At 36.9% G+C, this 12233-nt stretch carries 11 protein-coding genes; 8 read left to right on the top strand and 3 right to left on the bottom strand.

Annotation, left to right across the window (positions count from 1 at the left end):
- A complete protein-coding gene (gene topA, locus RTX21_RS09765; protein ID WP_312767232.1) occupies positions 1 to 2559 on the top strand; it encodes a type I DNA topoisomerase in 2559 nt (852 codons plus the stop codon).
- Positions 2560 to 2691: 132 nt separating this feature from the next.
- Here topA and RTX21_RS09760 read toward each other — a convergent pair whose 3' ends face one another.
- The 3 genes from RTX21_RS09760 to RTX21_RS09750 are packed head-to-tail and all read right to left on the bottom strand — an operon-like array spanning position 2692 to position 3295.
- Positions 2692 to 2991 (bottom strand): hypothetical protein, encoded by a 300-nt coding sequence (locus tag RTX21_RS09760; RefSeq protein ID WP_312767231.1) that lies wholly within the window; start codon positions 2989 to 2991, stop codon positions 2692 to 2694.
- Positions 2988 to 3152: a transposase gene (locus RTX21_RS09755; protein ID WP_312767230.1), complete on the bottom strand. Its 165-nt coding sequence runs from the start codon at positions 3150 to 3152 to the stop codon at positions 2988 to 2990. Before RTX21_RS09755 ends, RTX21_RS09760 begins: the two co-directional genes overlap by 4 nt.
- Positions 3149 to 3295, bottom strand: a complete 147-nt coding sequence (locus RTX21_RS09750; protein ID WP_312767229.1) for a hypothetical protein — start codon at positions 3293 to 3295, stop codon at positions 3149 to 3151. The genes RTX21_RS09755 and RTX21_RS09750 overlap by 4 nt, the downstream gene beginning before the upstream one ends.
- Before the next feature lie 312 nt (positions 3296 to 3607).
- On the opposite strand from RTX21_RS09750, the gene RTX21_RS09745 reads away from it, so the two are divergent.
- The 7 genes from RTX21_RS09745 (at position 3608) to RTX21_RS09715 (ending at position 12221) form a co-directional block, all read left to right on the top strand.
- Positions 3608 to 4690 carry a glycoside hydrolase family protein gene (locus tag RTX21_RS09745; RefSeq protein ID WP_312767228.1) on the top strand — a complete coding sequence of 361 codons (1083 nt, stop codon included), beginning with the start codon at positions 3608 to 3610 and terminating at the stop codon, positions 4688 to 4690.
- A 103-nt stretch (positions 4691 to 4793) separates the two neighbouring features.
- On the top strand, positions 4794 to 6143 hold the full coding sequence (locus RTX21_RS09740) for a hypothetical protein (RefSeq protein ID WP_312767227.1): 1350 nt from the start codon (positions 4794 to 4796) through the stop codon (positions 6141 to 6143).
- A gap of 152 nt (positions 6144 to 6295) precedes the next feature.
- Positions 6296 to 7354, top strand: a complete 1059-nt coding sequence (locus RTX21_RS09735) for an EpsG family protein (RefSeq protein WP_312767226.1) — start codon at positions 6296 to 6298, stop codon at positions 7352 to 7354.
- Positions 7355 to 7361: 7 nt separating this feature from the next.
- Positions 7362 to 8930, top strand: coding sequence for an EpsG family protein (locus tag RTX21_RS09730; protein ID WP_312767224.1), 1569 nt, complete (start codon positions 7362 to 7364; stop codon positions 8928 to 8930).
- Between the two features lie 4 nt (positions 8931 to 8934).
- Positions 8935 to 10005 (top strand): formimidoylglutamase, encoded by a 1071-nt coding sequence (locus RTX21_RS09725; RefSeq protein WP_312767222.1) that lies wholly within the window; start codon positions 8935 to 8937, stop codon positions 10003 to 10005.
- Between the two features lie 77 nt (positions 10006 to 10082).
- Positions 10083 to 11090, top strand: coding sequence for a glycosyltransferase family 2 protein (locus tag RTX21_RS09720; RefSeq protein WP_312767220.1), 1008 nt, complete (start codon positions 10083 to 10085; stop codon positions 11088 to 11090).
- Positions 11091 to 11111: 21 nt separating this feature from the next.
- Complete coding sequence (locus RTX21_RS09715) at positions 11112 to 12221, top strand: MraY family glycosyltransferase (RefSeq protein ID WP_312767218.1); 1110 nt, start codon at positions 11112 to 11114, stop codon at positions 12219 to 12221.
- Positions 12222 to 12233 lie beyond the last annotated feature (12 nt).

The following is a 12233-nucleotide window of genomic DNA, read 5'->3' as shown; positions in this document are numbered from 1 at the left end:
ATGCCAAAAAATTTAGTCATCGTCGAGTCTCCGGCAAAAGCGAAAACAATTCAGAAATATTTAGGGTCAGATTTCGAGGTCAAGTCCAGCTTCGGACATATCCGTGATCTGCCTAAAAAAGGGATGGGAATCGACTTGTCGAATTTCACGCCGGACTATGAAGTGTCTGCTGATAAGAAGAAATTGGTGGCGGAGCTAAAAGCCGCTGTTAAAAAAGCAGAAACAGTTTGGCTGGCTTCCGATGAAGACCGCGAGGGAGAAGCGATTGCCTGGCATTTGGCAGATGAGTTAAAACTGAAGCCTGAAAATAGAAAAAGGATCGTCTTCCACGAAATCACGAAAAATGCAATCCTGAAAGCCATCGAGAATCCGAGAGATATTGACCAGAATTTGGTTAATGCACAACAGGCAAGAAGAGTTTTGGACAGGATCGTTGGTTTTGAGATGTCGCCAGTTCTTTGGAAAAAAGTGAAAACAGGGCTTTCTGCGGGACGAGTTCAGTCTGTTGCTGTAAGATTAGTTGTAGAGAGAGAAAAAGAAATTCGCGAATTTGTTCCGAAACCAAGTTTCAAATTAGAAGGGATTTTTCTTAATAATGCTCAACAAGAGATCTTGGCAAAACTGAAAAAAGATTTTGATAAAGAATCTGACGCAGAGAACTTCCTTGATCTAGCCAAAACAACAGATTTCAAAGTTCTGAATGTTGAGACCAAACCAGGATCTCGTACAGCGTCTGCGCCGTTCACAACTTCAACTTTGCAACAGGAAGCTTCTTCCAGATTGGGTTATGGTGTGACGACGACGATGCGTCTGGCTCAAAGACTTTACGAAGAGGGATTCATTACTTATATGAGAACCGATTCCGTGAATCTTTCTCAGGAAGCCATCAACGGAGCGAAAGCTCAGATCATCTCAGAATATGGCGAGAATTATTCTAAGCCAAGGAATTATACTACCAAATCATCTTCTGCTCAGGAAGCGCACGAAGCGATCCGTCCGACAGATTTCTCTGTGAAGTCAATCGGGGATGTGCAGTTGAACAAATTGTATCAATTGATCTACAGAAGAACGTTGGCTTCGCAAATGGAGAATGCGAAAATCGAAAAAACGGTTATCGAGATCGGGAATGCAAAATTACCACAACATTTTGAAGCGCAAGGTGAGGTTATTGTTTTCGATGGTTTCCTAAAAGCTTACGGCATCGTGAAAACTGAGGATGACGATGATGAAAACAACGAAAAGTTATTGCCGAAAGTAACAGTTGGCGAAGCTTTAGATTATAAAAAAATTACAGCTACAGAAAAATTCACGAGACCGGCAGCAAGATTTACAGAAGCGATGTTGGTCAAGAAACTGGAAGAATTGGGAATCGGTCGTCCATCGACTTACGCGCCAACCATCCAAACCATCCAGAATCGTGAATATGTTGATAAAAGAGAAATAGAACCGCAAACGAGAGAAATCGTAAAAATGACTTTGAGCAAAACCGGAGTCAAAAAAGAAGTTCTTGATGAGAAGTTCGGTGGTGATAAAAATAAATTCGTTCCAACCGATATCGGTGAAGTTGTGAATGATTTCCTGATCAACAATTTTGCTGAGATTTTGGATTATGGATTCACGGCGAGAGTAGAAGAAAGCTTTGATGAGATTGCCAACGGCGACCAGAAGTGGAAGGAAATGATGACGGATTTCTATTCGAAATTCCATCCAAGAATTGAAGATGTTGAGGAAAATGCAGACCGTGCGAATGGTGAAAGAATCTTAGGTGTTGATCCCAAAACGGGTAAACGTGTTCATGCAAGAATCGGAAGATTCGGTGCGATGATCCAGATCGGGGAACAGGATGATGAGGAGAAACCAACTTTTGCATCGCTGATGGCGAATCAGAATATTGCAACCATTACTTTAGAGGAGGCTTTGGAATTGTTCAAGCTGCCTTTTGATTTGAAAGAAGTGGATGGTCAGCCTGTTTCTGTTGGTGTAGGAAGATTTGGGCCTTATGTAAAATGGGGCGAGACTTATATCAGTATTCCGAAAGGGGAAGATCCATTGTCTGTAGATCAAAACCGTGCAGAGGAGATCATCAATGAAAAGAAAGTGGCGGATGCACCGATTGCCAATTACAAAGGTGAACCTGTAACTAAAGGAACAGGAAGATTCGGACCTTTTATCAAATATAAAAGTGTTTTCATCAACGTTCCGAAACGTTATAACTTCGATAATCTTTCTCAAAATGACATCAATGAATTGATCGATGCGAAGCTGGAGAAAGAAGCCAACCGATACATCCAGCATTGGGAAGCAGAAAAGATCTCTATCGAGAATGCGAGATGGGGACCTATTGTAAAACACGGTAAAAACATCTACAAGATCCCGAAAAAGAAAGACGATTCTAAATACGAAGCAGACGAGCTGAAAGATGTTTCTCTGGATGAGGTGAAAAAGTGGATTACCGCCCAAGACCCGAAAGCTTTTGCTGAAAAGAAAAAACCAGCGGCAAAGAAAGCAACTGCTGCGAAAAAGCCAGCTGCGAAAAAAGCGCCTGCTAAGAAAAAGTAATTAAAATTTTATAAAACAGAAAGCACAGATTTTGGTCTGTGCTTTTTTGTCAAATTAGATAGAGTGGATTTGTAATCCGTGCTTTTAATATTGGTCCCCCGCTGCGCAAAGTCTCCTGACTTTGAGTACATCTTACTCATAATTATTATACTTCCAAAATTCATTTCTTTTAGTCACATCAACTATCGGGTTATCCGCCAATTCAACTTCTAACAATCCTTTTCCGGTCACGTAGTTGCTTGCCGAAGAGTAGATGTAGTGTTGCGCTTTTTCTACAATCCCCGCCCTGATGGGATTTAGGTGAATGTAATTGAGTTTGTCCCACATAAAATGTAAAGTATATATTTCTTCTGCGTGATTTCCGTAGTGCCAAAACTGGTAATTTTTATTTCTGCTATGGGGGGCTTTCTGTGGCTTTTTTAAATAAGTCAAGCATCCACGCCTTTCCGCTTTCCGGCTCTGTCTGTATGGCTTCTACAATTTTTGCTTGTAAACTTTTTAAAATCTCTGATCAACTCGGATAAGTTTCCATCTTTGGACTGCACTATCAGATGAATGTGGTTACTCATAATCACATAGCCGAACAAAATCATCCTTTCTCTTTGATGCAATAATCCAATGAAGAAATCACAATATCTCTATAAATCTTTCTTGTGAAAACATCCACCCAATCTACCACCGTGCAAGTTATAAAATGTGGTCTATGCTGGTCTTTTATTGTGTAACCGTCTTTCATTTTTTTTTTGCTTTGTTTTATTGTGTGATTGCTCAAAGTCAGGAGACTTTGCGCAGCGGGGATCTGCACTCCTGTAATTTTTTGTTGACATCTGAGATCACTGTTTCTGGGATCTCTACACTGATTTGATTTTTTGTGCTCATCGTTTGTGAATTTAATTTGTTAAACGGGTTAAAAATAATAAATTTTAATATATGATAGTGATTTTAATATTGATTTATTTAATGTAATTGTGATTTGGTTCAAATTAACATCAAACCGCAGGACACTTCTTATGCCCAATTCCTATAACTTAGCTGAAAGTCATATAATATGAACCCATCCAAAAACTTTAACCGAAAAGATTTTCTCCAAACCTCTGCTCTGGGAATGGCAGCGGTATTTTTTGGTTCGTCATTTACCAAAGGATTTGATTTTTCGGAGAAACCTTATTTTAATCTGAAACCCATCGGTCGGCAATTTTCGTTGGACGGTTATTATATCTGGTGCAGTTCGCCCATTTGGGGAGAGGATGGGAAAGTTCATCTTTTCTATTCCCGCTGGAAGAAGGAAAAAGGAATGGGCGGTTGGCTCAACGGGTCTGAGATTTGCCGTGCAGAGGCGGATTCGCCATTTCACCAATTCGAACATAAACAGATTGTTCTAAGTCCGAGAGGCGGCGAATATTGGGATGCAACCACTTGCCATAATCCATTGATCAAAAAAGTAGATGGAGAATATCTGTTGTTTTTTATGGGCAATTCCAATGGGAAAACCAATACTAAAAGAATAGGATTGGCAACTTCCAAAACGATCGATGGCGACTGGACTCGACCAGACAAACCATTGCTTCTTCCGGGAAAAGAAGGTGCCTGGGATGACCATTGTACCACCAATCCTGCTTTTGTGAAAGGCAACGATGGGAAATACTGGCTGTTCTACAAATCCTGGAACACGCAGGAATATGAAACACAGAAAGGCCCGATCCGAGGTAACCGAAAGTATGGATTGGCAAAAGCAGATTCTCCAACCGGACCTTACGAGAAAGTTTCCGAGAACCCGGTCATCGATTTTTCATCTTTACCTGGCAATGCCCAATTGGAAGATGCCTTCGTCTGGAAGCAAAAAGGAAAATTCCATATGATTGCTCGTGATATGGGATTTTACAATCATGAGTATGGTCTGCATCTTACCTCAACAGACGGCATCCAATGGACAAAGCCTAAAATTGCCTACCTTGATATGAAAAGCTATGTCTCAGAAGCTGATCCGCCAAAACATCTGAAACGATTTGGAAGACTAGAGCGGCCCATGTTGCTGTTGGATAAAGACGGAGAAACGCCCCGCTTTTTGTTTGGAGCGACTCAGGGTGGAAAATTTGAAACTTCTACCACATTTGCCTTCGAGATTTTGTAGGATGAAGACTTTTTATTAATAATTGATGTTATTGGATTTTTTATGCCCAATCAGTATTTATTTTAATACTTTTGGGTTTTAAAAACAAAAACACATTTTTTGAATGGGTGAAAAATTACAATGGACCAACCTTAGAAGCTTTCCTTGGGTAGTTTTTTTTGCTTCGATCTTTATTTGGATAGCTTTTGCCGGTGCTAACTTCTATTACCAAAATAATGGTGGGTATACCGGGACGGGCATTCTTTTTCCAATCTCTGTCATTTATCCTAATCAGTTTTTGTGGAGCGGATTCATGTTTGCTTTTCTGTTTTTGGTGTCGGGGATTTTTGCTTTCAAGTATGCCGAAAAGCTGAATGTGTATTTTCTCTTTTTGATTGCTATTGTTTTGGTTTTATTAGGGAATCTGAGTCAAGGAGATTTTGATATTGCTTTCCTCCGGCCATTTTATTTTAAAGGACGACAATATTATGCTGACGCCATCAACATTACCGACGGACAGATTTGGCTGAGAGATTTTGCGAAGGATCTGGAGCAATTTCAAATGCATACGAAAACGCATCCACCATTTGTAACCCTTCTCCATTTTTGGATCCTGAATATTTCTAATATCGAGACGTTGGCCATTGTGTTTTTTGCCATCGGATGTTTGTCATTTCCTTTGTTTTATAGGATTTTAGTCTATCTCGGCTTCGAAGAAACAAGGAGGAAATGGATGATGCTTTTGTTTGCGGTTATCCCTTCTGTTAACATTTATCTCTTGGTTTCGATTGATGCGCTGGTTTTGGTGTCAACACTGATCTTTCTTTTAGGACTTGCAAAGATTTTTCATCAGAATAAAATTGATTCCGTCTCATTTCTACTCATTTCATCGGGGCTGATCTTAACTAATCTGATCACATTCTCTGGATTGTTTCTGTTCGCATTTCTGGGATGTTTCAGTTTTTACTTTGTATTAAAGGGAAAGTGGAATTTTGTTTGGCTAAGCTTGATGTCAGCGGTTGTTTTTGTTTTGGCTTTTGTAATTATCTATACAACGACAGGGTATGATCATTTAGATACTTTTCTGAAAGCGTCCCGGTCTGAAAATCCTGATGGGTTTAGGCTTTTTCATCAACCATTTGTTTATCTCATGACAAGATTGGAGGATATTGGTGAGATCTTTCTGTTTCTGTCTTTTGGGTTTTTAGCTGTTTTCTTTTCAAAAAGATCAGGAACAGAAGTTTTTGAAAACCCAAAGGTCAACATTTTGTTTTTCTCAGCGATTATAGCAATCACGGCAATGCTTCTGACCGGCGCTTATGGGACAGGTGAAACAGCACGGGCTTGTCTGTTTTTGGTGCCTTATTTTCTGATCTTGTTGAAGGACATTGATTCTGGCCAATTCAAAATTCTTTTTTATCTCTGTCTTTTCCAGACTTTTGGGATGCAGATGATAGGTAATTTTTATTGGTAATGATTTTTTCAAAGAACTTCTATAGGCTACCTGATATTAATGTCTTGAAATAAAAATTATCTTTGTTGATTAAATAATAAGCAAACACATTCATGATCTTTCTTCATCCTGTTTTTACTATTCTCTTTTTATTACTAATAATCTTTAGTTTTATGGAGGTTTATAATAGTAAGAAATATACTTTCGGGATTTGGATCGTAGCTATTTTCATGATTCTTTTGATAGGATTCCGAGGAAATGTGGGTGCTGATTACCCAATTTACAGGACAATGTATTCTATATATTTTCCTACAATAGACTATTCCGAATTAATAGATAAGATTTTATTCCGAAAGTCCAATTTAGAGGTCGAATGGATGTATGTGATGTTAAACAAAATTGTTTTTTCATTCGGTGGACCGTTTCAATCTTTTACCTTGGTAAGTGCGATCATTACAATTGGTATAAAGATGAGGGTGTATTATCAGAACTCTGTTTATCCAATATTCACGGTTCTTCTATTCTTTATCCCGGGATTTTTCATAGCAGACAGCGGGCATATGAGGCAAGCTTTGGGTATGACAATGTGTTTGTTGTCTTACCAATTCATAAAAGAAAGAAAAATATGGTGGTTCTTATTATGTTTATATGTTGCATATGGCTTTCACAAATCTGCAATTATATTCTTGCCGGCATACTGGCTTGTACTGATACCTATGAACTCCAGTAGGATTTTTTATGCAATAATGATCAGTGTAATATTGTCACCATTCCAGGTGTATAACTTGTTTTCCTCATTCTTGGGTAGTCTCAATCTACAAGATGTTTCCAATGGTTACAATGGATATATCGGTTATGAGGATAAGGCATCCAGCTTTATGGATGGGACCATGATCTTGAATTCTTTTTTATTGATAGCTTATGATAGGTTGGCCTGTAAGAAAATCCTGTATTATGAATATATGCGAAATATTGTAGTATTAGGAATATGTCTGTACTTCATATTTAGGGACAATCCGGTATTCTCTACAAGATTGGTGGGGGTTTATATTGGCTTTGCCTGTATAATAATACCCAATATCATTGGATCCTTGAAATTGAATATGAAGCGATTATGGCATCTGTTCTTTGTTTGTTTTATGGTGTTCTATTATTTTGTGTTTGCCCAGTTTCAGGGTAATGCGGGCCGCTTTACACCAGAAAGATATACGAATTTCCTTTGGGGCAACTAATGTTAAAATGATGAGAAAAAATATAATACTTTTAATAATATTTCTAGTTCTTGGATTATTGATCTTTTTCAATATTCAGGTTGTTGCAGATTTTGCAGGACGATATATTTATCCGCTGGACGATGCTTATATTCACCTTTCTATGGCGAAGAATTTTGCTGAATTTCAAACTTGGGGGATTACGCAATACGAATTTTCATCTACAACATCTTCTCCGCTTTTTACATTTTTATTGGCAATTTTAATTAAGGTTTTTGGTAATTGGGAATATATTCCATTGGTCGCCAATAGTATTGCCGGGATTGGTTTAATTTTGGTTTTTCATCGATATTTAAAACAATTTTCCCGGTTAACTTACATCATTATATTATCATCAGTGGTTCTATTAATGCCTTTGCATCTGATGATTATGACAGGAATGGAACATGTTTTTCATAGCTTGGCGATGATTTTGGTTTTACTCGGATTTCAAAAATATCTTGAAGATAAAGCCCCGAGAAATTTCTCGAATCTCGCTTTGTTTTCTATCATTGCCGTAGGTTTCAGATATGAGAGTTTGTTTTTTATTTTCTTCATCTGTGTTTACCTTTTCTTTGTTAAAAGAGATTATGTCATAAGTATCGCCTTAGGATTATTTGCAATCACGCCAGTATTGGCATATGGTTGGATTTCCGTTGAGCATGGTTCATTTTTCCTTCCAAATTCGTTGATCCTAAAAGGAAATACCAATGACGGAATTGTAGGATTCTTTACCAGAGTTGCAGGAAATGCCTATCGTGGAATTTCAGTTCTGGTATTGATTTTAATATTATTGATTCAGATTTTCAGAAACGTAAAAACTCCAAAACCCTCAAACTCTCAAACTCTCAAGCTTCCAAAAAATGCTGTCCCTTTTGTGGTGTTCTGTGGATTTGTAGTCCATCTGTTATTTGCAAACTTTGGTTGGCTGATCAGATATGAATCCTATCTGGTTGTAGTTATTTTATTTACAATTATTCCTTTTATTGATGACGTTTTTAGGAAAAACTCGGCTAACAAAATTCTAAAATTCGGAACAGTTTTTCTTTTACTCATTACACTTTATATCAGGTTTGGAACAATGTTGGAAAAACAGCCGATTGCATCTAAAAATATCTTTGACCAACAGATACAGTTGGCAAATTTCATTCATCAATATTACAGAAACTCCAGAGTGGTTGCCAATGATATTGGTGCGATCACTTACTTTAATAACATTCATCTTTTGGACACTTACGGTTTGGGAAGTATCGAAGTGGCAAAATTAAGGAAGAACGACCACGGGAAATTCTTGGATAATAAAAATCTCCAGAATTATGTTGCTGAAACTGCAAAAAATGAGATGTTCGATGTAGCTTTGGTTTTTGATGAATGGGTAAAAATGCCGGATTATTTTTCAAAAGTCGGAACGCTCACCATTCAAAACAATTATATGTCCGGAGGAGCTACGGTTTCTTTTTATTCTGTGCAGAAAGAAAATACACTTAGACTTAGAAATCAACTGATTCAGTTTTCTAAGGAAACACCAAAAGATGTTATTGTAAAAATTGTAGATTAGAACTATGGAATTTGAAGACTTTATCATTGCACCAAAAAAGATCCGAACAGAGAAATGGCAAATCGGAGACAAGATCATCAATGAAATCAAAGAAGATAGCATTGTTCTGCTTTTCGTTTCAGATTACAGAGGCGCAGACGGAGATGCAGAGAGCCAGGATTTTACAGGGATCAGAAGAGAGTTTTATAAGCTGTCTCAACTAGATTTTGAGATTCCGATTGTAGATCTGGGAGATCTGGTCTCAGGAAGAACACCACAAGATTCTCATTATATTTTGCAGGAAGTTTTGTCGGCCTGTCATTACAAAGGAGCGATTCCTGTAATCGTTGGTGGAAGCAATGATTTTGCTTTCTCACTTTTTTCCGCGCTCGATTTTCATCAGAAAGACATCAATTATACACAGATCAGCAATGTTGTTTCCTTGAAACAAGACGAGGAGATTCACGAATCCAATTTCCTGAGTAAAATATTGGGGTCCAAAAATTTCTCCATAAAAAATTATCATCATCTTGGTTATCAGAAACATTTGAACGAGATGGATTCTGTAAAACTCATCAAGGAAGTTCAGTTTGATATTATCCGATTGGCAGAAATGATGAATTCTACAGAAAAAACGGAACCTTATTTTCGAAAAGCCGATCTGGTAACGATCAATTGCGATGCCATTGAAAGTTTTGCCGAAGCTTTTTCTATGAATCCACAAGTGAATGGACTCAACAGAAGAGAAATTTGCGCTTATATGAAAGAAATCGGGCTGAGCGAGAGGCTAAAGTCTGTCGGGATTTTCAATTATAATATCTATTCTGATTCTCAGCTTAATCACCAGCTTTTGGCACAGATGATCTGGTATCTGATAGAAGGAATCAATATTCAAAAATCACATCCGAAAGAAAAATCTTATGAGACTTTTTATGTCTTGATCAATGATGAGCAATATGCTTTTAAAAGAGAAGTGTTCAGCAATCTTTGGTATTTTGGGGAAGATGAAGATATTGACAATTGCATCCCTTGTTCCCGTGCTGATTTTGACGAAGCAAAACGTGGTTTTCTAAGTCCAAGATTTACAAGAAATTAAAACTCCGCAGGAGTGAAATGTTTGTAGGAAAATAGTGTTCGCATAAAGAAGAGCTCCGAAGGAGCGACATATTGGTAATGTCCGGAAAATTAAAAATCAAAGTTTCGATCATTGTTCCTGTTTATAACGTTGAGTTATATCTGGAAAAATGCCTGTTCTCATTAGTCAATCAAACTTTGCAGGAAATAGAAATTCTTGTTGTGAATGATGGAAGTAAAGACAATTCTCAGCAAATCATAGAAAAATTTCAACGAAAATATCCAAATAAAATTTTTGGTTTCGTCAAAGAAAACGGAGGTCTGAGTGATGCTCGGAATTTCGGAATTGATAGAGCAAAAGGACAATATCTCGGCTTTGTAGACAGCGATGATTATGTTTCTGAAACGATGTTCGAAGAGATGTACAATCTTGCGGAAAGACATCAAGCTGAAATGACGATCTGTAACCTCCAGAAAGTGGATGAAAATGGTTACATTACTCAGAAACTGACACAACTTCCAAACTTTCCGGAGAAAATCATTTTGGAAAATAATCTTTCAGTCTTTTCTGATATTTCATATTTTGCTTGTAACAAGATTTTCAAGAAAGGACTATTTCAAAATAAAAGATTCAAGAGAGGAATTCATTTCGAAGATATCGAATTGATTCCGCAACTTTTACTCGATTGTCATATTTTAGCATTCACTCCTATTTACCATTATCAATATTTGGAAAGACAGGATTCTATCAGCAAAAGTCATACGAAGAAAGGCTTGGATATATTAAAAGCAGTAGAAACAGTAAGCGAATTTTTTAATCAAAGCCGTTTTTCTCAGCAAAAAAAGGCCTTGAAAGATTTTCAGATCTTGGAAGGTGTTTACACTTTTCTGGCTTATTTGGCTTTTGTAAAAGAGGATGACGTTTTTTACAGAATGTCACAGGGATTGGACGATTTTGTAAAAGCCAAAGGCTTAAAAATTAAAGATATATTGAATTATAAGAGGTTTGGTAAGAATTATCTATTATCTTTGCCCTTGAGAAAAAAAATTTATTACATTCTAAGTCTTTTTAGATTTAGGAAAATTGTCAGGCTGTTGACAAAATAATAAAAAAGTCAAAAACACTAAATGAATAATAATTTCGAAACTTTTATAGAAAGCACCGGAATCTCCTTTTTTTACTTTAAGCTTTTGGTGGGCTTTGCATTTTCGTTTTTGATAACATATACGGCAATACCTACAATTATAAAGATATCCAGAAGGAAAAATTTGATGGATGAACCAGGCGCAAGAAGTTCACATCTTAGAAAGATACCTAATCTGGGAGGAATTGCCATCTTTTTTTCTTTGGGTGTTTGTGCCCCTATTTTTGCTTACGAATTATTTGATCGTTATAAGTTCCTATTCGCGTCTTTCATCATCTTATTTTTTGTTGGTGTGATGGATGATATCATGGTCTTACGTGCGTACAAGAAGCTTTTAGCGCAAATCTTAGTTTCATCCTTGGTCGTGATAGGTTCTGATGTAAGGATACGAAGTCTTTTTGGTGTATTTGGCATATATGAGGTCAATTATTATTTAAGTGTAATATTCAGTATCTTAACATTTATTATCTTGATCAATGCCTTTAATCTTATTGATGGCATAGACGGGCTTGCCGGTTGCTATACGATAGCCACGAGCGTGTTGTTTGGTATAAGCTTTTACAGGTTAGGGCCACATAATGATCCGCTTGTTATCCTTTGTGCTATTATTATTGCAGCTACTTTAGGGTTTTTGATCTATAACCTTTCTAGTAAAAGAAGTACAAAGATTTTTATGGGAGACACCGGTTCTATGATTTTGGGGTTTTTGTTGGCTTTTACCGGAATTTCTTTCATAGAGATTTTCATAGCAAAGAATGATGATGTATTTTATCATCTGCAAACGGCACCCGTAATTGCGGTTGCTATCTTGATTTTACCTATCATAGATACATTGACTGTTATTATTACAAGAATTTATCATAAAAAATCAGTATTATCACCGGATAAGAATCATATACATCACAAACTGTTGAATCTGGGACTTACACATCGCCGCTCAACAGCATATATTGTAACCTACTATATCTTCATCATTATCGTAGCTTACTTTTTAAGACATTTGAAAATCAATCAACTATTGGTTATTGTGATGTTGCTAGGTTTTTTAGGAGCTTATTTGCCGATTGTTTTATTGAGATTTAAAAAAGATTAAATATTTACTTTT

The sequence above is a fragment of the Epilithonimonas sp. genome (assembly GCF_032054305.1).
GTDB lineage: Bacteria > Bacteroidota > Bacteroidia > Flavobacteriales > Weeksellaceae > Epilithonimonas.
The sequence above is the reverse complement of the archived record's forward strand: the minus strand, read 5'-3'. Positions and strand labels throughout refer to the sequence as shown.

Excerpts from the sequence above, each read along its gene's own strand:
- RTX21_RS09745 (WP_312767228.1), top strand. The coding sequence starts at position 3,608 with ATGAACCCATCCAAAAACTTTAACCGAAAAGATTTTCTCCAAACCTCT.
- RTX21_RS09720 (WP_312767220.1), top strand. The coding sequence starts at position 10,083 with ATGTCCGGAAAATTAAAAATCAAAGTTTCGATCATTGTTCCTGTTTAT.
- RTX21_RS09740 (WP_312767227.1), top strand. The coding sequence starts at position 4,794 with ATGGGTGAAAAATTACAATGGACCAACCTTAGAAGCTTTCCTTGGGTA.
- RTX21_RS09750 (WP_312767229.1), bottom strand. The coding sequence starts at position 3,295 with ATGAAAGACGGTTACACAATAAAAGACCAGCATAGACCACATTTTATA.
- RTX21_RS09725 (WP_312767222.1), top strand. The coding sequence starts at position 8,935 with ATGGAATTTGAAGACTTTATCATTGCACCAAAAAAGATCCGAACAGAG.
- RTX21_RS09735 (WP_312767226.1), top strand. The coding sequence starts at position 6,296 with ATGGAGGTTTATAATAGTAAGAAATATACTTTCGGGATTTGGATCGTA.
- RTX21_RS09715 (WP_312767218.1), top strand. The coding sequence starts at position 11,112 with ATGAATAATAATTTCGAAACTTTTATAGAAAGCACCGGAATCTCCTTT.
- RTX21_RS09730 (WP_312767224.1), top strand. The coding sequence starts at position 7,362 with ATGATGAGAAAAAATATAATACTTTTAATAATATTTCTAGTTCTTGGA.
- topA (WP_312767232.1), top strand. The coding sequence starts at position 1 with ATGCCAAAAAATTTAGTCATCGTCGAGTCTCCGGCAAAAGCGAAAACA.
- RTX21_RS09755 (WP_312767230.1), bottom strand. The coding sequence starts at position 3,152 with ATGATTTTGTTCGGCTATGTGATTATGAGTAACCACATTCATCTGATA.